General features: G+C 46.7%; 18 protein-coding genes. 1 reads left to right on the top strand and 17 read right to left on the bottom strand.

Annotated elements, in window-relative coordinates; translation table 11 throughout:
• Positions 1-98: 98 nt before the first annotated feature.
• A complete protein-coding gene (locus tag C6P39_RS16490) occupies positions 99-2471 on the bottom strand; it encodes a ribonucleoside triphosphate reductase (RefSeq protein ID WP_104804516.1) in 2373 nt (790 codons plus the stop codon).
• 243 nt (positions 2472-2714) lie between these two features.
• Positions 2715-3956: a GTPase HflX gene (gene hflX / locus C6P39_RS16485; RefSeq protein WP_104804515.1), complete on the bottom strand. Its 1242-nt coding sequence runs from the start codon at positions 3954-3956 to the stop codon at positions 2715-2717.
• A gap of 468 nt (positions 3957-4424) precedes the next feature.
• Between hflX and C6P39_RS16475 the strand changes: the two genes are divergently transcribed.
• Entirely contained in the window at positions 4425-5318 is an 894-nt protein-coding gene (locus C6P39_RS16475; RefSeq protein WP_104804513.1) for a GNAT family N-acetyltransferase, read from the top strand.
• A 114-nt stretch (positions 5319-5432) separates the two neighbouring features.
• Here C6P39_RS16475 and C6P39_RS16470 read toward each other — a convergent pair whose 3' ends face one another.
• The 15 genes from C6P39_RS16470 to C6P39_RS16400 all read right to left on the bottom strand — a co-directional run bounded on the left by C6P39_RS16470 (position 5433) and on the right by C6P39_RS16400 (position 24392).
• Entirely contained in the window at positions 5433-6020 is a 588-nt protein-coding gene (locus C6P39_RS16470; protein WP_242987062.1) for an ABC-2 transporter permease, read from the bottom strand.
• Positions 6021-6036: 16 nt separating this feature from the next.
• On the bottom strand, positions 6037-6948 hold the full coding sequence (locus C6P39_RS16465; protein WP_104804511.1) for an ABC transporter ATP-binding protein: 912 nt from the start codon (positions 6946-6948) through the stop codon (positions 6037-6039).
• The gene (locus C6P39_RS16460) at positions 6941-7324 is read right to left on the bottom strand and encodes a GntR family transcriptional regulator (protein WP_095171511.1); all 384 of its coding nucleotides are present in this window, start codon (positions 7322-7324) and stop codon (positions 6941-6943) included. Before C6P39_RS16460 ends, C6P39_RS16465 begins: the two co-directional genes overlap by 8 nt.
• 237 nt (positions 7325-7561) lie before the next feature.
• On the bottom strand, positions 7562-8446 hold the full coding sequence (locus tag C6P39_RS27980) for a hypothetical protein (protein WP_104804510.1): 885 nt from the start codon (positions 8444-8446) through the stop codon (positions 7562-7564).
• Positions 8439-8897 (bottom strand): MarR family winged helix-turn-helix transcriptional regulator, encoded by a 459-nt coding sequence (locus C6P39_RS16450; protein ID WP_104804509.1) that lies wholly within the window; start codon positions 8895-8897, stop codon positions 8439-8441. The genes C6P39_RS27980 and C6P39_RS16450 overlap by 8 nt, the downstream gene beginning before the upstream one ends.
• Positions 8898-9031: 134 nt before the next feature.
• Positions 9032-11221, bottom strand: a complete 2190-nt coding sequence (locus tag C6P39_RS16445; protein WP_104804508.1) for a family 78 glycoside hydrolase catalytic domain — start codon at positions 11219-11221, stop codon at positions 9032-9034.
• A gap of 181 nt (positions 11222-11402) precedes the next feature.
• Entirely contained in the window at positions 11403-13388 is a 1986-nt protein-coding gene (locus tag C6P39_RS16440; protein ID WP_104804507.1) for an FtsX-like permease family protein, read from the bottom strand.
• Positions 13382-14167: an ABC transporter ATP-binding protein gene (locus C6P39_RS16435; RefSeq protein WP_104804506.1), complete on the bottom strand. Its 786-nt coding sequence runs from the start codon at positions 14165-14167 to the stop codon at positions 13382-13384. The genes C6P39_RS16440 and C6P39_RS16435 overlap by 7 nt, the downstream gene beginning before the upstream one ends.
• Positions 14168-14259: 92 nt before the next feature.
• Positions 14260-15288: a sensor histidine kinase gene (locus C6P39_RS16430; protein WP_104804505.1), complete on the bottom strand. Its 1029-nt coding sequence runs from the start codon at positions 15286-15288 to the stop codon at positions 14260-14262.
• A complete protein-coding gene (locus tag C6P39_RS16425; RefSeq protein ID WP_104804504.1) occupies positions 15285-15950 on the bottom strand; it encodes a response regulator transcription factor in 666 nt (221 codons plus the stop codon). The genes C6P39_RS16430 and C6P39_RS16425 overlap by 4 nt, the downstream gene beginning before the upstream one ends.
• A gap of 139 nt (positions 15951-16089) precedes the next feature.
• Positions 16090-18270, bottom strand: coding sequence for a YhgE/Pip domain-containing protein (locus C6P39_RS16420; RefSeq protein WP_104804503.1), 2181 nt, complete (start codon positions 18268-18270; stop codon positions 16090-16092).
• Positions 18267-20801 (bottom strand): YhgE/Pip domain-containing protein, encoded by a 2535-nt coding sequence (locus C6P39_RS16415; protein ID WP_104804502.1) that lies wholly within the window; start codon positions 20799-20801, stop codon positions 18267-18269. The genes C6P39_RS16420 and C6P39_RS16415 overlap by 4 nt, the downstream gene beginning before the upstream one ends.
• Before the next feature lie 156 nt (positions 20802-20957).
• Positions 20958-21992, bottom strand: a complete 1035-nt coding sequence (locus C6P39_RS16410) for a tetratricopeptide repeat protein (protein WP_104804501.1) — start codon at positions 21990-21992, stop codon at positions 20958-20960.
• A gap of 19 nt (positions 21993-22011) precedes the next feature.
• Complete coding sequence (glmM, locus tag C6P39_RS16405) at positions 22012-23358, bottom strand: phosphoglucosamine mutase (RefSeq protein ID WP_104804500.1); 1347 nt, start codon at positions 23356-23358, stop codon at positions 22012-22014.
• 113 nt (positions 23359-23471) lie between these two features.
• Positions 23472-24392 carry a nucleotidyltransferase family protein gene (locus C6P39_RS16400; RefSeq protein ID WP_104804499.1) on the bottom strand — a complete coding sequence of 307 codons (921 nt, stop codon included), beginning with the start codon at positions 24390-24392 and terminating at the stop codon, positions 23472-23474.
• Positions 24393-24632 lie beyond the last annotated feature (240 nt).

Here is a 24632-nt window from a genome sequence, read left to right as displayed (position 1 = left end):
AATAATCATTACATTGTCAACGGAAACGCTCCGACAAGAAAAACAAAAATTCATCTTTTTACACCAAAAGACCCGGTGATCAGACCGGGCCTTTTCTCTCAATCTTCGTCTACATATCTCTGGATATTAGACGCATTTACATATTTTTTTGTCTCCTCGCCGTCTATGACAATAAGGGTGGGAGCCTGCATAACGCCGAACTTGCGGGCTAGTTCCGGATTCTTTTCCGCATCCACCAGCTCATAGTCCTCGCCTTCCAGCATCTGTTTTGCTATTTTACAGTTGGGGCAGGTTTCTGTAGTAAACAAGTATTTTGCCGTTACCTGTCCGGCATCTGCTTCCTCCATCCTAACCTCACGCTCCGTCATTGATACCGTAGGGGTACTGCCCTTGAAATCAGAATGGGCAATATCATAAACCGTACGGTTCTTGTATTCCTGGCTCTTTCCGTCGTTCCAGTTCTGCACTGGACGGTAATAACCTGTGATACGGCTGTAAACTTCAGCTTTTTTGCCGCATTTGGGGCACACAAAATGTTCACCGGAGAGATAGCCATGGTCTTTGCAGACAGAATAAGTTGGTGACAGGGTATAGTAAGGCAGACGGTAATTCTGCGCAATCTTTCTCACCAGCGCTGCCGCTGCTTTCCAGTCAGGCAGCTTTTCTCCCAGAAACGCATGGAAAACTGTGCCTGAGGTGTATAATGTCTGTAATTCGTCCTGAATATCCAGCGCATCGAAGATATCTGTCGTATAGTCCACCGGAAGATGGGAACTGTTGGTGTAATAGGGAGTGTCTCCCTCGTTTCCTGCTGTTTCGATGTCCGGCCAGCGTTTTCTGTCGTGCTTTGCCAGACGGTAGGAAGTGGACTCTGCAGGAGTTGCTTCCAGGTTGTACAGATCGCCGTACTCTTCCTGATAATCTTTCAGACGCTCTCTCATGTGGTTCAGCACACGCTTGGAGAATTCCTGGGTCCTCTCATCAGCCATATCACATTTCAGCCATCTGGCATTTAGGCCAGCTTCGTTCATGCCCAGAAGACCAATGGTTGAAAAGTGGTTCTCAAAGCTGCCCAGGTATCTCTTGGTGTATGGGTAGAGACCTTCATCCAAAAGCTTTGTGATGACATCTCTCTTGATTTTCAGAGAGCGGGCTGAAATATCCATCATATGGTCCAGGTGGCGGAAGAAATCCTCCTCATCCTCTGCCAGGTATGCGATCCTGGGCATGTTGATGGTCACAACACCCACAGACCCGGTGCTCTCCCCGGAACCAAAGAATCCCCCTGTTTTCTTTCTCAGTTCTCTTAAGTCAAGACGCAGGCGGCAGCACATACTGCGCACATCACTTGGCTCCATATCACTGTTTATGTAGTTTGAAAAATATGGTGTTCCGTATTTTGAAGTCATCTCAAATAATAACTTATTATTCTCTGTATCTGACCAGTCAAAATCCCTGGTAATGGAGTAAGTTGGGATCGGATACTGGAAACCGCGTCCATTGGCATCTCCCTCGATCATCGTCTCGATGAATGCCTTGTTTACCATATCCATCTCTTTTTTACAGTCCTTATACTTAAAGGGCATTTCCTGGCCGCCTACAATAGCAGGAAGCTCTGCCAGATCACCCGGAACGGTCCAGTCCAGGGTAATATTGGAGAATGGCGCCTGTGTTCCCCAGCGGCTCGGAGTATTGACGCCGTAGATAAAGGATTCCACACACTTTTTCACCTCGGGATAGCTCAAATTGTCAGCTTTGACAAAAGGTGCCAGGTATGTGTCAAAGGAAGAGAAAGCCTGTGCCCCTGCCCATTCATTCTGCATGATTCCCAGAAAGTTCACCATCTGGTTGCAGAGCACGCTCAGATGCTTGGCCGGGGATGAGGTGATCTTGCCTTCGATACCGCCCAGCCCTTCTTTGATCAGCTGTTTTAAGGACCAGCCGGCACAGTATCCTGTCAGCATAGACAGGTCATGGATATGGATATCTGCATTCCTGTGCGCCTCCGCGATCTCCGTGTCGTATATCTCAGACAGCCAGTAGTTGGCAGTCACCGCACCGGAGTTGCTTAAAATCAGTCCTCCTACGGAGTATGTTACCGTGGAATTTTCTTTTACTCTCCAGTCCTCCACCTTCACATAGCTGTTTACGATCTCTTTGTAGTCCAGGATCGTGGACTTCATATTGCGGATTTTTTCTCTCTGCTTTCTGTACAGGATATAGGATTTTGCCACATCAGAGTAACCGGCCTGGATCAGTACATTTTCCACACTGTCCTGAATATCCTCAACAGAAACTTTCCCCTTTACGATTTTCTTCTGGAAATCTGATGTCACCCGGAGTGCCAGTAGATCCAGCATATCATTGCTGTATTCATTCTCTGTTGCATCAAATGCTTTCTTAACTGCTTCCGCAATTTTATCCAGCCGAAATTCTGCGATCTCCCCATCACGTTTTACTACCTGAAACATTCCTCTTCCTCCTTATATGTAAAGAAGCAGGACCGTCTTTCCGTCCCGCCTCGCATTCACAGAGTATGGCCTCTGTATAAACGCTGTAGGTCTATTGTAGCAAAGGTTATACTTTTCGTCAACCGTAAAAACTACCATATATTGTAAACATTCTTTTAATATTTCCAATATATGGTAGTTTATTAATTAAATTATTAATTCAACGTTTGCGTAAATCCCCACAAACATCCATCCGGACATGGACTACAGGCGTCCTAAAATATCCTTCGGAACCCTTGCTTTTACTGCAATCCCGCCCTCTGTGTACTCCTCCTCCATAAGCTGTCCGTACTTACGGATCTGCTGCAGGATCCCTGCATCTTTATAAGAAATTACACGCTCCAAATAAATCTGGTCTTCTGTCACAATTTTTTCCAGCACCTCTCTCAGACGGTCCAGGCCCTCCCCTGTCTTAGCTGAAATACGCAGTACATGGTTGGCATTAAAATCATGGAGTATCTGTTCCTCTGCCAGTTTGTCCTGTTTATTAAAAAGTGTAACTATTTTTTTATTGGTCACTTCCAGTTCCTGCAGGGTGTCATATACCACACGCATCTGATCTTCCATCTGCGGATTGGACGCGTCTACCACATGTAAAATAATATCGGCATACTTCGCTTCCTCCAGTGTGCTTTTAAACGCCTCGATCAGATGATGAGGCAGTTTCCGGATAAACCCTACGGTGTCTGTGAGGTAAATTCTGGTTCCTTTGGATAACTCCAGCATTCTGGTAGTCGGATCCAGAGTGGCGAACAACTTATCCTCTGAAAGCACGCCAGCATCTGTCAGTGTATTCAAGAGCGTGGATTTTCCTGCATTGGTGTAACCCACAATGGCTGCTGTCATGACGCGGTCTCTTTTTCTGCCCTCTCTCAGAAGCTCTCTGTGACGCTTCACCTGCTCAAGCTCCCTCTTTAACTGGGAAATCCTCTCTTTGATCAAACGCCTGTCCATCTCCAGCTTCTTCTCACCAGGGCCTCTGGTCCCAATACCGCCGCCCAAGCGGGACAGGGAATTGCGCAGTCCCACAAGACGGACTGCCCGGTAACGGAGCTGTGCCAGCTCCACTTGGATCTTTCCTTCGCTTGTGGACGCATGGTCCGCAAAAATATCAAGTATCAAAAGGGTCCTGTCCATTACCTTACAGTCCAGCTCCTGCTGCAGGTTGTTCATCTGTACCGGTGACAGCTCATCATCGCAGATGATCCCTGTGGCATCCAGGGCTGTGAGCAGCATTTTCAGCTCCTCCATCTTGCCTTTTCCCACATAGGTACCGGGATGGATCCGTTCTCTTTTCTGGATGACCGTGCCCACCACAAGTGCCCCCGCCGTCTTTGCAAGCTCTGCAAGCTCTTCCACGGATTCCACGGTATCATCGCCGTCGCCTTCCTGAACTCCTACCAGGATAACGCGCTCCTCTATTTCGTTTAAATCGTATAACTCCATATATATCTCCTATGATCCGCCTGTGTTACTTCTGCTTGCCGCCTGCGGGCCTAACTGCAATGTGCAGAGATACCGGCTATATGGTAACTTCCAAAATAACGCAACACGGATTTTCATAAATAAAACTGTCTTACCATCATAACGCTTTTTCTATATGCTGACAAGGGGACATTTTTCACAAAAACATTGGCGGACAGATATTTTGTTACCGTACACAGGTCACTGTACCGGGAGGCGTTTTCATGCCGGAAGCATGAAAATCCGGAGGCAGCCAGCGCGATATGGGGCAGAATGCCCCATATCTGTGCATCACGAAGCGTGTTACTGGACACGGAGTGTACAGTAACACGATGTTTTCTCGAAAGGGAAACTGCCCAACACATTGGTGGAAATAATTTTGACGGTATGATAAAATAATAAGGACCCGCGACATAAGGGAAATACTTTTACGATAAAAGAGGGAATAGGATGAAATGTGTCATAAATGGAACCACATTTGATTACCACAAAAATTTTCAGGATAATAAAGATCTGCGTAACTGTTTAAATCGTTTGGCCGGAGAAACTTTTGGCGGCCTGTCCTTTGAAAAATGGTATGAACAGGGCTTCTGGACTGAAAAGACCACCCCATACGCACTGTTTGACGGCAATAACTGTGTGGCAAATATCTTTGCCACTGTTTTTCACGTGATCTTTCAGAAGGAAGAGAAGACTTATATTCAGCTCGGTACGGTTATGACCGCTCTCGCGTACAGAAACAGAGGTTTGAGCCGGTTTTTAATGCATGAGATACTGAAAGAATGGAAAGACGATTGTGACGCAGTCTATCTGTACGCTAATGACCGGGCCGTTGATTTTTATCCCAAATTTGGATTTAAAGAAGTAAACGAGTATCAGTACAGCAGACCGATCTCCGCCCGAAAGGGAAGTCTTCGGAAACTGAACCTAGAGGACCCTGCTGACAGGGCGATTCTGATCAAAAAAATCCAATACGGAAATCCGTTTGCATCTGTTGCGATGCCCGGCAGTACAGAAATTGTCATGTTTCATTGTATCATGTCCCAAAATGACAATCTATACTTCTTACCTGAATACGATGCAGTTGTTGTGGCCCAACAAGAGGGCGATACTTTGTTATGCTATGATGTTTTCTGTGGTGAAGATGCTCATCCGGAAGATATTTTATCCGTCACTGCAGATGAACACTGCCGCAAAGTCTGCTTAGGATTTACACCGAAGGATAACCTTTCGTTTGAACCGGCTGTTTTTAGAGAAGAGGATACACATCTTTTTGTACTTCAGGAAAAAGACAATATTTTCAGAGATAACCTATTTATGTTTCCTATGCTTTGTCATACATAATGGGTGAAAAAATGCAGAGCCAGCACCTTGTCATCTACAGCCTGCGGCATTACAAAGGCGCCGCAGGCTGGGAATTACAAGGCTGTCCGGCTCTGGTGATTCGGTCAAATGCTTTTATGAACATTCTTTTTTCTCGTATATTTTTATTGATATAATGTAGGAAACGGCTGTAAATACAATGCAAAATCCGCAAAAACACGCAACTGCCAAATTACGATTTCTGTTTAAAATTTCCGTCATAGAAGTAAAAAACTCAGAGTTTGTAAACATACTTACCGCAAATCCCATCAACACCACGGTTCCTGAAAGTATATATTGAACCCTTATTACTCCTACCTTATATACAATGGGGATAAAAATTCCAATTAATATAATATAAACAGACATTGCCTGCAAAATCTGCCATATATACAGAAGCCTTCTGCCCATAATCAGAGCAACCACTTCGTATCCTGTCGTACAAAGCAGAAAAAATGCACTCATTACCAAATATCTCACAGCCACCAATATTTTCTTTGAACATGGGGCACACAAAAGAGCAATTTCACCACCAGGATATTTTTCTTCCTCCATGCAGATATTTCCATACAGAATTATTCCCAAAATGTTGACCATAATCAAAAGAGGTACAGCTCCCACTTCTAATCCTCTGTTCACTTTCAAATTCAGGAAAACCGGCATACCAATGATAAATACGATCATAACGGGAAGATTTTTTTTAGTCAGCCTGACATCTTTCATAAACAGCGCTTTTACCATATTCCATACTCTCCTTTCCCATACATGCCATGAGTATTTCCTCCATATCCGGCTTCTCAAACAGCACATCCGGAATCAGGTGCTTCATGTCCTCCATCCTTCCGGTGACACCGGTAAAGCCATATTTTGTTTTTTGGAGGCTGATAAACAGTTCCTCTGCCTCCCTGCTCAAGTCTCTCATGTCCCCTTTTGCGATCCTGTATTCCTCCATGAGAATATCTTTTTCTTTTTGAAATACAATTCTGCCTTTGTCAATGAGAATCACAATATCCGCTACCTTTTCTATATCTGTAGCGATATGAGTGGAAAAAAATACGCCTCTTCCCTCCCGCTCCATGTACTCTCTGAGGCTTTCCAGGATCTGTGCTCTGGTGATCAGGTCAAGTCCGCTGGAGGGTTCATCCATAACTAAAAACTCCGCATGATGGGACATGGCAAGAGCCAGGGAAAATTTCACTTTCATCCCTCTTGACAGCTCCTGTATCTTTTGTCTCTCATTTAAGTTAAATTTCCGTATCCAGTCTTTATACACCGAATCATCCCAGTTCTTATAAAGGGAGGCGAAAAGAGCGGCTGTCTCTTTTAACGTAAACATTCCGTAAAAACCTCCGTTATCGGTAACCACACCGATCCGGTTCTTAATTTCCTGTTCCCTCTCCCTCTTTTCATTCATATCCATTCCCAGAATATTTACCTGACCGCCGTCTTTGTGTATCAGATTCAAGATGGCACGGATGGTAGTTGTCTTGCCGGCACCATTGTTCCCCACAAATCCGGCAATGCATCCCTCCGGTATAGTAAAGCTTACATCCTGAAGTTCAAATCTGGCATACTTCTTTCTTAAATCCCTTACTTCCAGCACATTATCCATTTCCTATCTCCTCACTTAAAATGTCAATCATTTCCATGATCTCCTCTTTCCCGATATCCAGCATGGACGCCAGCTTCAAAGCCTCCATGAGCTTTTCCTCGATCATTCTCCGCTTCGATTCCCTGAAAAGCTCAGTATTCCCGGCCTTAACAAAAGTCCCCAGCCCTACCTGGCTCACTACAAATCCTTCTTTTTCCAGTTCCTCGTAAACTCTTCGGATGGTCAGCACGCTGACTTTCAGATCATTGGCAAAACTGCGGATAGAGGGAAGCAGCTCCCCCTCCTGCAGCTCTCCGCTCAGGATATTCTCTTTGATCTGCTCCATGATCTGCTGGTATAACGGTTCATTGGCACTGTTTGATATGGTTATCTTCATGACTCACCCCTTTAGTGTGTATCTCTATACATCACACTATACACTTACATATCATCATTGTCAATACTGGAAAGAAAAAAGCTTGAAAGACTGGGATCTCAATCTCACCGGGTTAACGGATTCTTTAAAATAAAAAGCCCCGTCAAGAATGCTTCGCATCACCTCTCGAGGCAAATTCTTGATAGGACTTTGTATGAAGATATTCATTCAACACTATATTGAAATGCACTCCTTTAGCTAAATATATTTCGTTTCTTGTTTGATACAATATTCAAAATAAGCAGCAAAAAGAGCCATGACAACAAATATAAAAACTTTGGTCATCAAAGCCGGTATAGGTATTGAAATCCCCGCCAGCAGCTGAAATACAGACTGAATAGGGAGCATGATGCCAATACACATACATACCTTGAAGATCATCCGAAGAAAAACATATCCAATAAAGTTATCACGTCTGATCAGATAATATGTAAGGAACATCAGCGGACTAATGATTCCCATATCCAGTACATATGTAATTTCCGTAGTATATACTTCAATCAGCTCTAAAGATGTTCCATTTACGATAGATATCAAAATATCGGGAAGCCAGGCAGCAAAAAGAGACAGCCCTGCCACCAGCAAAAATGTTTTCATTCCTTTTGTAAAATGATATGAGCAAACTTTTTCCTGCCTGATACCGGTCGTATGCAATTTTGCAAGCAGCATACCGGCACGGAAAAAGCATACCCCAAATAATGCGATATAGACTAAATGCAGCCGGTTATAAGAAACACCAAAAGCCAGACTTGCGGAATAATAAAGCAGTAAACTGACAATACCAAAACTTTGTATAAAATGCTCAACACTTTGTTCTTTCCTTGTTCTTAAAAAAGTAACCATTGACAAGGGGACAATAAACAGCAGGATGGTAAAATCAGAGCCAATAAAAATAGGTGCTTTGAAATAAGAATCATGGGCATATATTCCAGCTCCCCACATCTGTATCCTATCTCCATACTGATTCACAAATTCATAGGAATGTGAAGTATGAAAAGAACTTATGCCCACCATTGTTACAAGCAGCAATAGCAGTATGATCAGTACGTCTAAAACCTGAACTATCGGTTTTGTATCATTCATTGATCTTCCTGTCCTTTCCGTAAGCTTCAAAACAACAGAGTAGTTTTTCAAGTGTATAGACGAAACTATCAATTTCCGTAACAGAAAATGAAGAAAATAATTTATCGGTCTCACAAGCAGTAGGCTCGTCATTTTCAGCAAAATACTGATATGTCTTATCTGTCAATTCCACTTTTAAAGCTCTTGCGTCATTCTTTGACTTTCCAATCCTCACATATCCCTTGCTTTCTAGTGGTACCAACATTTTTTTTACATTCTGTCTTGTTGTTCCTACAAAATCTGCAATACTATTGAGGTTCTTTTCTTGAAGCTCCATTTTAGAGATCATCATCAACAAAAACCACTGTTTAAAGGTAATGTCGGGGAATATCGAATCACCAAATAATGTTATCTTATTTGAAAGCAAAGAAATACTCCCTATTATATATTCTTCTTTTTCTATTCTATCCATATATGCACCTCCATTATGCAATAGGTTACATATCTATTATACGCAACCTATTGCATATAGTCAATACAAGGATAAACAAACTTAGGATAATATTATGTTGTGATCTACCGGTTACTATTATCGGAAAGGAACACTTACGGTTCCGGCAGAATGCATAGCAAGGTCCTGTCATCCCCCTCTTCCTTTACTACCTGAAAACGCTTCCCACCATATGGCACCGTAAGATGAAACTGTCCCACAGAATCCGGTATATGAGGCTCAAACCTAAACCCTTTCTCCTCCCCTGGGTCCGGATGGATCCCTGCCAGTTCTTCTATCACAATACTGACAGGCGCAGTTGCCCAGGGATGGCATAAGCTGGTGTTCCATTTCTGATCTTTTCCCCATGCTTCAAAACAGGTGGTGGCTCCTTCCCGCAGCATGTTGACCCAGCCGTGTTCTCCCTCATTGGTCAAAAGCCTGTACACCCCTTCATGGTGCCCGGCTCCCGCCAGGGCTTTCAAAAGGAAATAACTGGGCATAACGCCGCAGCAGAAGCCCTTCTCCTCCAAAAGATCCGCCACATGCTCCACGGCCTCATCCGGGACAAGGCCAAAGTACAGTGCATATAAATTGGAATGGAGGGAGCAGTGTGTACTTTGCACACTGTCTGCGAACTGTTTTTTATCCGGTCTGTAAAAAGCGTTCACATAAGCAGCCTTTATTCTGCTGAATGAATAGGTGACCGGCAGCTCAAGGATCGTCTCTATCTCTGTCAGCGTCTTTACTGCGCCTGCATACAGGGCATTGACAACGTTGTGACAGCCTTCTGCCACAACAGGACGGCTCAGGTTAAAATCATAATCATCCTGCAGGTTTTCCGGCCAGTCAACCAGATTCCATTTGTCCCACACCTGATCTAAAAGGCCTTTCTCATTCTGAAATCCGGCAAAATAGCTGACAATACCTTTGGCCGTATCATAATAACTGCTCAAAAATCCTTTATCCCCTGTGAATTCATAATCTGTCATCAAAAGCTGGGACCAAAGCAGGGAAAAGTCTGCGATCTCCTGCATAAAGGCACCCGGAGCTACAGCCAAAAGACCCGGACAAACACTTTTCGTAAGAGCAAACTGGTCTATACATTTTCTCAGCATATCGGTCTTCCCGGTAAGCCACACCTGGGAACGGGATGTGACCACTGCATCTCCCAGGTACTGTCCCTTCTCCCTTGTGGGGCAGTCCAGATATGCCTCCTGTGTGCTGTATTTCACTGTGTTTCTGCATATGTGAAAAATGCCTGCCAGTTTCTCATCTGTAGTCCTTAATCTGCACAGAGAATCATCCATGGGATAGTGGCGCACCAGCACAGAAACATCCAGAATCTTTACCCCGCTGCCAAAATGGATTTCCGCGTACCGGAATCCTTTGTAATCATATGGCTCCAGTTCACATATATTTCCGTCCAGGGTCCATTTCTCCCGGTAACAGCAGCCGCACCGCATAGCATAACGGACACTGCCGTCGTCATTTTTTTCCTCCCCGCAGAGGACCTCCACCGCTGCTCCCCACGGGCCAAGCGCTTTGACCCGCAGGCTGCCCGTGATCTCCCGTCCTATATCCACAAACCAGCATCCCTCCGCTTTTTCCACTGTCTTCGGCGCTCTCTCATACACAGCCAGCATTTCGGTGGGCTGTTTTATCAACTTATAATCTGCCCACCGGGCTTTCACCATAGGTTCCCACACAGAGTCGTCGAAATCTGTCTGATTCCAGCCCTGCTCCCAGCAGCGGCTGTCAAAATCCTCCAAAAACTGTGTCTCATATCCAGTAGTCTCACCTGAATAAGCTTCTGCTATCTGATATTTCCATATGAGAGGTATCTGTTCTTTTATGCACCCTTCTGTATGGCCTTCCACGGACTCTGCAGTCTCAGTCTCTGCCGTCACCTGTGCGGCCAGAGCGAAGCGCCCGTCCCCGCTGTTCCAGACACGATTCACAAGTCCCTGGTAATACAGATGTACAGCAAGTACATTTTTCCCGGGGTGCAGATATCCGGTAATGTCTATTTCATTAAAATAATATTTTTCCGGCCACGCCGGGGCAGGCCCCTGTCCCGCATAGATTCCGTTTATCCAAAGCATGTAACGATCATCCGCGGATATCCGGAGGATATACCTGCGCTTATCCCCCGGAAGTTCCATCTCCGCACGTGCAAGAACATGCAGATTTTTTACCGGAAACTCCCTGAGGGCCCTGGGTTTTTGTTCCTTGTGATAAGGGTTTTCCGGTTTTACATGGGCAAACAGCGGGATCGTCAGCCAGTCCGGTTCAAATTTTGTCATATGTCTCACTCCTGTTGCTACACAAAAAATGGTTTCCAAATCTATCTACTCTGCTATATCTTAATGTATTCTCAATTTTAAGTACATGTAACTTTTTTTGAATATATGTACTATTACGCTTTAATCGAATAGAAAAAAGCCCGGTATCCCTGACGTACAAGGCATTTACCGGACCTCATTTCTACAAAACCGCTTTTTTAAAAGACAGATACGCGCTGAAACAATATATCAGATAGATACTGAAGAAAGCACCTGCGGTCATCCCCAGAATCCCCATACCCTCGCCAAATCCCACCAGCGTCATTCCCTGATACACATCCCAATCCACACTGGCTGTGATCGCCAGGTATACAGCAGTGCTCCCCACAGCCGCTGGAAGTACAGGGAAGGTATAGTAAACGGCAAAATATCTCCGCAGAAGCTTTATCTGCTCTGCCCTGTCCATCCCGCATTCTCCCAGTATGCCAAACTGCCGCCTCTCCTGGTCCAGATTGCTGAGAATCTGTACCGTCATAATGGTTGCTGCCGCTGCCAGGAGAATAAAGGCAAGATAAAACAGTGGAAATGTAAGGCACATGACAATGGACGCCCCGCTCTCCCTGATTTCCGCTTTCCCTGTGATATATGTCTTTTCGCCTCTCTCAATAGAAGCAATTCCTTCATATGTTTCCATGGAAAGCTCCTTTTTTGCCACTCCCACATATAAGTCCTCCATCACCTGCATATGCTCTGCCACTCTGTCCGGCACAATCAGAAGATAATAGCTGCCGTTTCCGAAAAACTCCTGCTGGAAAAATGCACCGGTAAATGACCCGCCAAAGGAAAGTGTCTCCTTCTTCCCTCCCATTTCCGTCAGATCCCGGCTCTTGGCATACCTCACCAGATCATCCCTGGCGAATTGGCTGCAATGCATGTAGTATTTATCCTCCTCCAGATCTGCCTTCTCCATTCCCAGCAGCTCTCTTAATTCCTCATAGACAGACATGGCCATATAACAATCATTATCCATGGCATCCATATGGGAGATACTCATAAATTTCCCTATATCCTCCACGGAAAAATGCTGTCTGAAATCCATTTTCCCGGAAGTATAGACCTTATAACGAGCTGTCCTGGCCTGTGGCAGTTCCCTCTCTATATACTCCTCAAAACGCTCCAGGCTTTCCTGTCCATACAGCGTACCCACAGCAAAATCAAAAGCAGTCTCATCCACCCGGCTGTCCACCCGCTTATTAAAAAACAGCCCCAGGCCCACCGCCAGAAACACCAGCAGGAACAGGATACTGACACTGGCAAATGTCAGGCTGAGATTGCATATTTTCCCCGAAAATAGCCGTCCCAGAACCAGATTTCTGCCTTTGTACTTCCACTTCACCTTCCTGAGTTTTTGTTCCAATACTGCGGGGACACTCATAAAAAGACCGAATATGGACAACACGATCATGGCAAGACCAAACAAGCTCAGCGCTCCCCCGGCATTATCCGACACCTCTCCGATAAGCAGTACCGCAAAAGTGATACATCCCAGAAGCAAAGCAAATACTGACATGGCAAAAAGAACTCTTTTCCCCTTTTTCTTCTGCACCAAAGCCTTCTCGTTCTCTGTCTCCATGGAAAGCAGCTCCCGGATACTGAGCCGTATGATCTTCTTTTTTAATTTCCTTCCCGAGAGGCCGAATATCAAAAACAGATACACACCGGTCAGACAAAATGCCTCCCAGGAAAATCCCACACTGATATGAAAAGGCCGGAGAAACAGGTGCATCACCATCGCCTTGAGTATCTGATAAAAATAAGTTCCTCCCACAAGTCCTGCGATCCATGCCGCAGCGCCCAGCATTCTGCTCTCCCTGGCAAACATGGCAGCGATCTCTCTGTTTTCAATCCCCAGCATCATGTAAGTACCAAACTCCCGGCTCCTTCTCCTGAAGATGAACTCTGTGATATAGCTCACAAGCCTGCCCAGGATCAGTACAATGATAAGGCTGATAAAAACAACAATAAACGGCATTATGGACCATGATTTCATGACCGCCTTTATCTCTGCGGAAAATACCAGCAGATGAAAAGAATACATGAGAGTCACGGACAGGATCAGCGTCACCAAATACACCACATAATCCCGCATCTGCCGCAGTGCATTCCTTCCTGAGAGTTTTCTTAACATGATACATCACCTCCCAGAAAGGACTGTACCTGTAAAATCTCCTCGTAAAACTCCCGCTGATGCTTCTCCCCCCGGACGATCTCATTAAAAATCTTTCCGTCCTTTAGAAAAAGTACACGTCTCCCAAATCCTGCGCAGTACGAGTCATGAGTCACCATGAGTATGGTCACCTGCAGTTCCCGGTTCAGTTCTTCCAAAAGCCCCATAAGCTGCCGGGAGCTTCGTGAATCCAGCGCGCCCGTAGGCTCATCAGCCAGCAGGATCCTGGGTTTTTTGATCAGCGCCCTGCCGCAGGCGCACCTCTGTTTCTGCCCTCCTGATACCTGATAAGGAAACCTGGAGGCAACATCCCCTATCCCCAGCCGTTCCATCATCTCCACACTTTTCGCATGCACCTTTCCTGCCGGCATACCCAGAAGCACCAGGGGAAGGGCAATATTTTCCTCAATGGTAAGACGGTCCAGGAGATTGAAATCCTGAACCACAAACCCCAGATTCTCTCTTCGGAATTTTGCCTGTGCCCCCTGCTCCACTCCGGTGATATCTATCTCGCCGGAGGAAGCCTGCCTGCCGGTGTTCAGATAAATGTGCCCGGCACTCACACAGTCCACTGTGGAAATACAGTTCAGCAGTGTTGTTTTACCGGAACCTGAGGCCCCCATAATACTGGTAAATTCCCCTTCCTCCACCTGAAAGCTCAGGCCGTCCAGCGCTTTCTTCAGATTTTCCCTGGTACCATAATATTTTTCTATCTTCTCCACTCTCAATACTTCTGCCATTTTACATTCCCCCTGTTTTCCTTCTATCCTCTGTTCCTCTTTATTATAGAAAATAGAAAGGCAGAATACCTGTGATTTTGCCGTATATTATCTTACACTTTCGTAAGATGAGGAAAAACAGATACCTGTTCCGATACGGGAATTTCAAACACAACCCTTGTATATTCTCCCCAGACAGATTCTGCCCGGATGGACATACCCAGTCTTTCACAGAGTTTCCTGCAGATATACAGGCCCATCCCTGTGGATTCCCTGTTTTTTCTCCCATTGCTTCCTGTGAACCCTTTGCTGAAGATCCTTCCCATCTCACTCTCGCGGATTCCGCAGCCATTATCCTCCACGGACAACGAGACCGTATTTTCTTCCCGCCAAGCTGAGATCATAATACAGGGGGAATCCTCCATGTATTTCAGACTGTTTGACAGTACCTGGCGCAGCATGAAGATAAGCCACTTGCTGTCCGTACAGGCTTCTGTCTCCAGCCCCTTTGTCTCTATACGGACACCTCTTTGGCGGAAAGACTCCTGATCAGCCGCCACCGCCTGCGCCACACATATCTGTATCTGGGTCTTCTGTATGATATAATCCTGCTCCGTATTTTCCATCCGGCTCATATAAAGGGCCTGCTCAATCTCCCTGTCTATGTTTTCCAGGCTTTTTAAGATGCGGCGGCTGTCTTTCTTTTTGTCATTCTCACATACAAGCTGGGCGGCTGTCAACGGCAGTTTCACCTGATGCACCCAGTTCTCCACATATTCCTGGTACTCTCTTTGTTTCTGCCCGGCCTCAAACACCTGCTCCTCCATGGCTTTCATGGAAATCTGCATGGCTTCCCAGTATTTCTTCCCCTCCCACGAATCCGGGGGGCTTAAAATCTCTGTGACCAGCCAGGGTTTTTCCATATTCCGCACCGTGTCCATGAGCTGATCAAAATACTTTTTTTCTCTGTAAAAAGAAAACCCGGTCCAGGCAGCAAAAATCCCGAACCAGGTGATCAGAAGCAGCGCCACTTCCCTTGGCTGTACTCCCAGCGCTGTCAAAAAAACAGAACAAGCCCAGGCAGACCCCATCTGCAAAAGCACGATACCTGTCCTGTCCTCTAAAAACTCTCTGAACTTCATATCTTGTACCCCATTCCCCTCTTTGTCTGTATCAGACCGGACAGGCCTATGGCGGCCAGCTTTTCCCTGAGCCTGCGCACATTTACGCTGAGCGTGTTATCATCAATATAAATCTGGTTTTCCCAGAGATAGTCCACCAATTCTTCCCTGCTCACAATATTTCCTGCATGTTCAAAAAGCCTGCAGAGAATCTTCTGCTCATTTCTGCCAAGCTCCAGGCTCTCTCCTCTGTAAGACACACGGGCAGCCCCCAAATCAAGTGTGATGCCCCGGTATTCAAGCACTGCGGGCCTTCCCGCCCCTTTTACCCTGCGCAGCACAGTCTGTATACGTGCCAGCAGAATAGGCGCTTTGTATGGTTTGGTGATAAAATCATCCCCGCCGCTTTGCAGGGCTTCCAGCTCATCCATGGAAGTGCTGCGGCCTGTGAGAAAAATAACAGGCAGGGAACAGAGATTCCGGATCTCCCTGCAAAGGGTGAATCCATCCTGTCCCGGCAGATTAATATCCAGCAGGATCAGATCCGGAGCTGACTCTTCGATGATCTCCCTGACGCCCCCTCTTCCATCCCAGATAACCGCTGCATATCCCTGGTTTTTTAAAACAGAGGACAGACCGCAGGCAATCTCTTCCTCGTCCTCCACGATCAATATCTTTTCCACGCTCTGTCCTCCTTCTTTCACTATTACTTTATTCTCTATTACTTCATTCACTATAACTTCATTCACTATTACTTTATTCACTATAACTCCATCACTAAATTGCAGACTTTCGCAGCAAAACAGACGGATACCACCGCATTTACATGACCTTTGTACTCTCCAACTTTTCCATAAACGCATGGTTCAGGCGGATCACCGGTTTTCTTAAAACCAGCCCCAAAAGCAGGGATGCTGCCAGAAAAAGCCCCAGTTTTCCAAGCTCTGCCCAGTAAGTATTCCCGTAAAATCCCCCGATACACTCGCGCATGGCAGTCATACTGTGGGTGAACGGCAGGAACGGATATACCTTTTTAAAGAACGCAGGCGCCACCTCTATAGGGAAAGTTCCGCCGGAGCCTGCCACCTGGATGACAAGAAGGATCACGCATACTGCCTTGCCGATATCCCCAAAGGAGACCGTAAGGGTATAGATCAGGTTCACAAAAGCTATACTTGCCATCCATCCAGCCACCACAAATAAAAACGGATGCTCACACTGGATTCCCAGATAATATAGATCCCCCAGGCAGATAAGCCCGCTCTGGAAAAGACCCATGAGCAAAAACAAAATATATCTGCCCAGGTACATCTGGTATTCTTTCACATTTTTCAGGCTGTCCGTGGTCTTTTTTGATACATTTACCTTCATCATGGCTACCAGTACGATCCCTCCTACCCAGATTGCCAGGGAGGAGTAAAAAGGTGCCATGGAGGAGCCATAATTCTCTACAGGATACACAGCCGTCCGCTGCAGTTTTACAGGCGCTGCCAAAGCGGCGCTCAGGGATGCCGGGTCGCTGCCGATGAGATTCTGCAGCATATCCGAATCCTGACTGTCTGCAGCATCCCCCAGCGTTTTTGACACACCTTCTATCTGATCCGCCGCCTCGGTCAGAAGGGACGCAGAGGTATCCAGTGCTTTTCTCACATCTGCCAGATCAAGGGCAGCACCGTCTGATATATTTTTAAGCCCCAAAAGACTGTCATCCAGTTTTCCCATCATCTTTGCCACGGAGGTGCCTGTATCGCCCAGGGTTTGGAAAAGTTCCTCAAGCTCTGCCTGGAGATTATCCTCATAATCACTCTGCACCGAGGAGATCTGCTGTACACTGTCCTCTGCCATCTGCCCGAGCTGACTGTGGTATGTACTGATATCAGCGGCTGTATCTGTAATTTTACCGGCTGTCTCATCCAGCTTATCTTTTAATGCCTGTTGTCCTGCGATCAGTTCTTCCATATTGCTGATAAACGGATCCAGAAGTTCTCCTCCTGCAGGAAGGGAATCCCGAATGGATGCCAGACTGTCCCGGAAATCCGTATATTTGTCGATCACACTCTGGGTCACTTCGGAGAGTCCTGCAAGGCTGGACGCTGCATCCTGGGTATTGTTCTCCATGGAGTCAAAGGTCTCGTTGATCACCTGGGATACCGCCCGGTAATAGGAACCACTGTCCCCAAGTACCTGACTAACAGCCTCTGTGGTCCCCGCAAGGGTGCTGCTCAGACTGTCAATGCCGTCCCCGGCATCACTAAGCACATCCAGTCCGGTATCCGTACTCTCCCCTGACTGTTCCAATAAGGAGGAGGTGGTATCCAGAATTCCCTGCATGGAATCCATCATATTTGAAAATGCCGTCATGGTGGAGGCCAGCCCTCTCAGATCATCCGCGCTGTTCTCCGTATTTCCGGCAAGATTTCCAATCATGGTCTTTGTGCCGTCCTGATCCAGGTATGAGGACAGGGAATTCATCACATCCAGTCCGATCTGGCTGATGGTCTTGGTGAAGATCTCATCAATCTGAGACCGTATGGAGTCTGCCCCTTTGTCCGTAACCTTGGGCGCAATGGCGTTTTCCTTCTGGTTGGAATAATAGACCAGCTTTGAATGTGTCACATCATCGGAGAAAACGGTCATCATATCCCTGCTGAAAGACTTTGGTATGACAATGGCCGCATAATACTTTCCTGATCTCACACCCTCCACTGCCTTCTTCTTACCTGTAAAAACCCAGTCCATCTGCTCATTTGCCCTGAGGTTTGAGATGACCGTGTCGCCCATATTGATCTTGATAGGGGCAATGCTGCTCTCATACCCCTCATCCGCGTTTGCCACAGCCACTTTGATCCCGCCGGTATTGCCGTATGGGTCCCAGCTTGCGGCAATATTAAACCACGCGTACAGAGCAGGCACCACCGTCAGCCCCAGAATGACGATCAGCGCAATGACATTATTTTTAATATGGCTGATATCTGACCGGAAAATTTTCCATATATTTTTCATCTGCCGCTGTCCTCCTTCTTATTTTTCAACACCTGATGCAGTTCCTCCCGGCTCATTTTACTGAGCCGCATCTGCCGGTTCAGGCTTTCATGGATATACTCCAGACAGATCAGATAGAGCGCGATCCCTATAATAGATGCAATCCAAAGCACCAAAAAGATCATCTTGGAGTCTATACTGAACATCAGCAGAAGGAAAATAAGGGGGATCACAAGGATAGCCAGAAATCCCCGCTTGATCCTTCTCTCATAACGCCTTTCAAATCCGGCTGCCTTTTCACGGAGCTGTTCCTGAAACTCCTCCTGGCCTGCCAGCATTCGCACCACAGAGGACAGGCGCATCCTCTCATTTGGCATTCCATTTTCCTCACAGAGCATCAAATCTGTCTGAGCCAGCTTTTTGTCAAAGAGCAGGTTCAGGTTCAGCATCCACGGACGCACAGCCACACCGATCAAAAGCGCTATGGGGATAAAGGCGGTCAGGCACAGCATATCTTTCAGATAATGGTACCGGTAAATGCCTGCCACAGCTTCCCGCATGGCATTGATGCCGTAGGTAAATGGAAGCAGGGGATGGAGCGCCTGGAAAAATCCGGGTGTCATCTCAATGGGATAGGTTCCCGCAGAACCCGGTATCTGTACGATCACCAGAATAACACAGACTGCTTTTCCGATATGTTTAAAGGTGATGGACAGCGCATAAATAATGTTTACATACACAAAGGAGGCAAAAACACCTGCAAATAAAAATGCTGCCGGATTTGCACACTGTATGTCAAGCAGGTATAGATCTCCCAGACACACGATCAGGGACTGCACGATCCCGAAAGCCACAAACAGCAGCCATCTTCCGAAATATCCCTGTACAGCCGAAAATTTCCCCACCTTCTCTTTGTCTGCCTCCAGTTTGAAGATGGCGATCAGCACAATGCCTCCCACCCAGATGGCCAGGTTAGTGTAAAAGGGGGCCAGCGCAGAGCCATAATTATCAATGCTGTAAACATCTTTTGTCTCCACCTCCACAGGGGAGGACATAAAGTCCGCCACGGATTCCCCGTCAATCCCGGAAAGGTCAAAAAGCAGTTCCATGGATTTAGAGTTTTCCAGGGCTTTTAAGTCCGTCATGGCAGTTTCCAGTATATGCTGTACACTCTGCAGGGAATCTCCGGTGCTCACCAGGACAGCCTGTATATCATCAAGACTTGCGGCAAGCTCATCCAAAACAGCTTTCACCTGCTCCGTGGACGGCTCCACACCGTCTAAAATACCGGAAAGCCGGCCGGAAAGTGCTGAGAAGGAATCCAGATTCCGGCTGATCTCCGGCAGGATCTGCCGGTCAAAGGATTCTCTGGATGTAAGGAGCTGTCCCCCTGCCTCCTGTATGATGGTATCCATCCGGCTAAGGGCGTCGGATGCGGTCTCCACGGAATTTCCGATGCTGTCATTTCCCTGTCTGAGACTGGATATGGTCTGCTTCTGTCCCTCCAGCTCTGCTTCCAGGGCCGCGATCACAGATGTCATGGCATCTGTTGGGTATGTGTTATTGAAAGATTCCAAATTGTCAAGGACATTCTGCCCCAGAGAAGCTGCCTGCTCCGCTTTGGTGATCATGCCGTCCACCTGACTGTTGATCTCCAGGATCTTGCCGTTCATTTCACCCACAGCGGACTTGGAGGCAGCACTTATATCCGCCAGCGTACCCTGCCCCTGGGAGAGAGCAGATGATATTCCGGTGGAAAAATCAGCTGCCGCCGTCCTGGCGTGTTCCAGGATCTCACTGCTCTTGTCCATGGCACTGCTGCCCTCCCCGGCGGCTTCTGTCAGGGCATCCAGAGTTCCTTTGGTATCCTTGATCGTCTCATTTGAGCTGTCCGCAGAATTCCGGAATTTTTCCAGGCCGGTCTGATATTCCCCGATATTATCTGATACCAGGCTGATTCTTTCCAGCAGGCTCTCCTTTGATCTGCCCAGTTCTTCGGACAGGGAACCTGTAGATTTTTCTATGATGTCTGCCACTGCCTTTGACGCTGTGGCTGTAAAGGTACTGTTGATCTCTTTCTCCACAGTCTCCGCCCCGGTATCGGTTATTTTGGGGGCAATGGCATTTTTCTTTTCATTGATGTAATATGTAAATTCCGGCCTGCTGAATGTTCCGCTGGTAATGCTCAGCATATCTTGGCTGAATGTTTCGGGAATGACAATGGCTGCATAGTATTCTCCGGATCTCACCCCATCCACCGCTCTGGTTTCATCCACAAAAACCCAGCCCAGGGCATCATTTTCCTTCAGGTTACTGACGATCTCACCGCCTGCATCCAGTCTTCCTGTCAGCTCACTTTCCGCGCCTTTATCGCTGTTTGCCACTGCCACTTTAATATCCCCTGTATTTGCATAAGGGTCAAAATTAGCGGCAATGTTGAACCATGCGTACAGGGAGGGGATGATACAGATTCCCACCGCCACGATCACCGCCACAGGGCTGCGCAGCAGTCTTTTGCAGTCCCTGATGAATATCTGCCATACCTTCTTCATATCTTTCCTCCTGTCATCACTTTTTCGCATCTGAGAGCAGGGCTGTATCCGGCACTTCTGCAGTCATCAGCAGTATGTTCTATAATTATTTCTAAAAGATAAAAGAACAGAGTACACTTACATACTCTGTTCTTTATATGGGAAATCCGGCATTTCTTACCTTGTCTCCAAAAAATAATTTTCTTTCACTGCTCTCTCATCTGTGGGATATGCCTCCAGATAAGCAGTGATCTTCTCTTTTGCAGACGCATAGTCCATCTTCTTTTCATAGGCTACGATCTCATTGAACAGAAGTGCCTGTTTCTCGTCCTGGTCTCCTGTATCCAATCCCTTCTGGATATTAGAGAGGGCACTGTCATAGTCCCCGTCCAGGATATCGCAGTATGCCATACCGTTGTAAGCTTTTGCCTGCAGTGACTGCTCACTCAGGCTCTCTTTATAGTTGGCGCGGGCGTTGGCTGTATCACCCTGCTCGGCGTAAACCTTGCCCAGATATATGGCTGCCTGCTTGTACCCGTCATTGTATGATGTGGTAAGTTCTTTTTTTGCCTCATCATACTCCTCCAGATAATAGTAGACACGGCCTCTGTCATAGTGGTCCTGCTCATCACTGCCCTCTATTTCAAGAGCCATCTCCAGGTAAGACTCTCCGTCAGCTTTCATGTCACACTCTTCGTATACACGGTAGATCTCCAGATAGTCATTGTACTCTTTGGAATCTGCAGCCACTTTTCCAAAATCAGAGGCAGCTTTGTCATATTGGTCCAGATGCAGATAAGCAGTACCCCTCAGAAAATATCCTTCTTTACTGTTCTTCACATCCAGCATCTGGTCACAGGTAGCGGCACTGCCCTCATAATCGCCTCTCTGATACTGCACCACTGCCAGATAGGCCAGAATGTCCGCTCTCATGGCTTTCTCCGAATCCGCTGCCAGGTCCCTGGCTTTTTCCAGGGCCTGCTGCGCCTCCTCGTATTTGCCCATCTTCAGATAGGCAATGCCTTCTCCCCTGAGAGCCTCCACCTCATATTTCTCATCGGCGATTGCCAGCTCAAAGTTCTCAATGGCACTCTGATAATCTTTCCCCTCTAAATCTTCCGCCCCCAGCTCATAATAACTGGGTGTATCTTTCCCGCATCCTGCCAAGAGGCAGAGGATGCATCCTGTCAGAACAATAAATTTTCCCTTCACAAATAAATTCTCCGTCCTGTCACTGTACGATCAGGTTCTCAGCCCTCATGACAGCGATCACATGATCTACATTTTGTTCACAGATTTCGTTTGTAGCTGCTTCCACCATAACACGGACAACAGGCTCTGTACCACTTTCACGCACCAGGATCCTTCCGTCATCTCCAAGGCTTTTCTCCACCTCTGCAATGGCTTTCACCACTTCCGGATTCTCTCTGGCTTCTTTCTTATCATATACCCGTACATTTTTCAGTACCTGGGGATAAATTTTCACTTCTTTAGTCAGCACACTTAATGGCTGTTTTTTCTCGATGATGACTTCCATCAGTTTCAGGGATGTCAGGATGCCGTCACCTGTGGTGGCATGTTTTGAGAAGATGATATGGCCGGACTGCTCGCCTCCGATGGAATGGCCGTTTGCCATCATGTTCTCGCAGACATATTTATCTCCAACGGCTGTCTTCTCGTACGCAATGCCCTCTCTCTCACAGGCTTTGTAAAGGCCCAGGTTTGACATGATCGTGGTGACAATGGTGTTGTTGTTTAACTTGCCCTGTTCCTGCATGTATTTTCCGCACACATACATGATCAGGTCACCGTTCATTTCATCCCCGTTCTCATCCACAGCGATACAGCGGTCAGCATCCCCGTCGTAGGCAAAGCCCACATCCAGGTGGTTTTCTCTCACAAAATTTTTCAGTTCTTCAATATGGGTGGAGCCGCAGTTGGTGTTGATGTTGGTTCCATCCGGATCATTGTGGATCACATAGGTCTTTGCGCCCAGTGCGTCGAATACGCTCTTGGCAATGGCGGATGCGCTGCCGTTTGCACAGTCAAGACCCACTCTTTTATTCTTAAAGGCACGTGTGGGAATGGAGATCAAATATCCGATATAGCGGTTTCTCCCAGCAGAGAAATCCACGGTACGCCCAATCTCTTCTCTCTTTGCCAGAGGCAGCTCCGGCACTTTTCCGTCAATATAAGCTTCGATCTGTTCTTCCACAGATGCTTCCATTTTCTGTCCGTTGCCGTTGATGATCTTAATTCCGTTGTCATAGAACGGATTGTGGCTGGCTGAGATCATAATACCGCAGTCAAAGTTCTCTGTGCGCACAACATAGGAAACGCTGGGAGTGGTGGTCACGTGCAGAAGATATACATCTGCTCCGGATGCTGTCAGACCTGCAACCAGTGAATATTCAAACATATAACTGCTTCTTCTGGTATCCTTGCCGATCACGATCTGAGCCTTGTGCTCCTGTCCGAAATACCATCCCAGGAAACGTCCCACTTTAAACGCATGCTCTACTGTCAGGTTTACGTTAGCTTCCCCGCGGAAACCGTCTGTTCCAAAATATTTTCCCATAATTGACTCCTTATACAAAAATTCAATTTATTTATCTTTTCGTTACCGTATTATAAAATATCATATTTTCAGCGATTTGTCACTGTTAATGTGGAATCTGCGTTATTTCCGGTCTAGGCGTACAGGTTCTTTTTATACACACCCTGTTCTGCCAGATCGGCAAAAGCTTTCATTACTATTTCTTTGTCTTCCTGATATGTAACACCAAACCAAGTGTCATGTGTCTTGAGGACAGCCACGTCCGCTTTGTTCTCCTTGATGAGCTTATCCACGATGGTGGGAAGCAGGTATTCTTTTTTCAGGTCTTCCGGGCGGCATTCCTTCAAAAATTCCACAAATCCCTCTTCCAGGGTCTTTAAAAATGCAGGTGTCAGTCCCCACATATTCATGGACACCAGGTTTTTCGGGTCCAGCATACGAAGATTTCCCTCTTCGGTCTCCACAGCAGGTCCCTGGGGTGTCTTTTTGATATGATAAGTCTCTGCAATTCCCACCAGATTTTTATGCTCATCCAGGGAGCAGATCCCCCTTGTCACAGAACCGTTGTCACTCAATGTATTCTCCAGGATAAATCCTGCCATGCAGACGTCCAGCTTTCCGGTATCCGGGTGCTCCTCCACCAGATAGTCGTGGATTTTCACATAGGCCTCTTTGCCGTAGTAGTCATCCGCGTTGATGACAATGAACGGCTCAGAGAGCACTTCCTTTGCTGCCAGGATAGCCTGTCCGGTTCCCCATGGTTTTGTGCGCTCCTTGGGGCAGGAAAAACCTTCCGGCAGATCGTTCAGGTCCTGGAACACATATTCCACCTCTGCAAGCTTTTCGATCCGGTTGCCGATCACCTCACGGAATTCTTCTTCTATATCTTTTCTGATGATAAATACAATCTTGTTAAATCCGGCCTCCAGGGCATCGTGAATGGAATAGTCCATGATGATCTCACCGCTTGGACCCACTTTCGCAAGCTGTTTGATCCCTTTTCCAAAGCGGCTGCCGATTCCGGCTGCCATGATTACCAATGCTGTTTTTTTCATGATTTTTCTCCCGTTCCTCATTTATAAATTCTATCTATTTCCTGACAGCCAGAGCATGTCTGAAAATCCATTTCCGCGGTCTGCATACTGCACCGGACCGGCCGGTCCTTTGAACAGTAACCATAACTACTTACTTCCATAATATATTACAATTTGCCGGGAAATGCAATGTCCTTTTCCATATGGTAACAGAAAAAAGCCTTGTATTTTCAGGAATCTTCTCTGGTCATATTTTCTATT

Origin of the sequence: Blautia marasmi, assembly GCF_900258535.1 — a bacterium.
GTDB classification, from domain to species: Bacteria; Bacillota; Clostridia; order Lachnospirales; family Lachnospiraceae; genus Blautia; species Blautia hominis.
This window is presented reverse-complemented; position numbering and strand designations above follow the sequence as displayed.

What these genes read in the sequence shown, in the direction of transcription:
- C6P39_RS16490 (WP_104804516.1), bottom strand. Translation starts at nt 2,471, where the DNA reads ATGTTTCAGGTAGTAAAACGTGATGGGGAGATCGCAGAATTTCGGCTG.
- hflX (WP_104804515.1), bottom strand. Translation starts at nt 3,956, where the DNA reads ATGGAGTTATACGATTTAAACGAAATAGAGGAGCGCGTTATCCTGGTA.
- C6P39_RS16475 (WP_104804513.1), top strand. Translation starts at nt 4,425, where the DNA reads ATGAAATGTGTCATAAATGGAACCACATTTGATTACCACAAAAATTTT.
- C6P39_RS16470 (WP_242987062.1), bottom strand. Translation starts at nt 6,020, where the DNA reads ATGATCGTATTTATCATTGGTATGCCGGTTTTCCTGAATTTGAAAGTG.
- C6P39_RS16465 (WP_104804511.1), bottom strand. Translation starts at nt 6,948, where the DNA reads ATGGATAATGTGCTGGAAGTAAGGGATTTAAGAAAGAAGTATGCCAGA.
- C6P39_RS16460 (WP_095171511.1), bottom strand. Translation starts at nt 7,324, where the DNA reads ATGAAGATAACCATATCAAACAGTGCCAATGAACCGTTATACCAGCAG.
- C6P39_RS27980 (WP_104804510.1), bottom strand. Translation starts at nt 8,446, where the DNA reads ATGAATGATACAAAACCGATAGTTCAGGTTTTAGACGTACTGATCATA.
- C6P39_RS16450 (WP_104804509.1), bottom strand. Translation starts at nt 8,897, where the DNA reads ATGGATAGAATAGAAAAAGAAGAATATATAATAGGGAGTATTTCTTTG.
- C6P39_RS16445 (WP_104804508.1), bottom strand. Translation starts at nt 11,221, where the DNA reads ATGACAAAATTTGAACCGGACTGGCTGACGATCCCGCTGTTTGCCCAT.
- C6P39_RS16440 (WP_104804507.1), bottom strand. Translation starts at nt 13,388, where the DNA reads ATGTTAAGAAAACTCTCAGGAAGGAATGCACTGCGGCAGATGCGGGAT.
- C6P39_RS16435 (WP_104804506.1), bottom strand. Translation starts at nt 14,167, where the DNA reads ATGGCAGAAGTATTGAGAGTGGAGAAGATAGAAAAATATTATGGTACC.
- C6P39_RS16430 (WP_104804505.1), bottom strand. Translation starts at nt 15,288, where the DNA reads ATGAAGTTCAGAGAGTTTTTAGAGGACAGGACAGGTATCGTGCTTTTG.
- C6P39_RS16420 (WP_104804503.1), bottom strand. Translation starts at nt 18,270, where the DNA reads ATGAAAAATATATGGAAAATTTTCCGGTCAGATATCAGCCATATTAAA.
- C6P39_RS16415 (WP_104804502.1), bottom strand. Translation starts at nt 20,801, where the DNA reads ATGAAGAAGGTATGGCAGATATTCATCAGGGACTGCAAAAGACTGCTG.
- glmM (WP_104804500.1), bottom strand. Translation starts at nt 23,358, where the DNA reads ATGGGAAAATATTTTGGAACAGACGGTTTCCGCGGGGAAGCTAACGTA.
- C6P39_RS16400 (WP_104804499.1), bottom strand. Translation starts at nt 24,392, where the DNA reads ATGAAAAAAACAGCATTGGTAATCATGGCAGCCGGAATCGGCAGCCGC.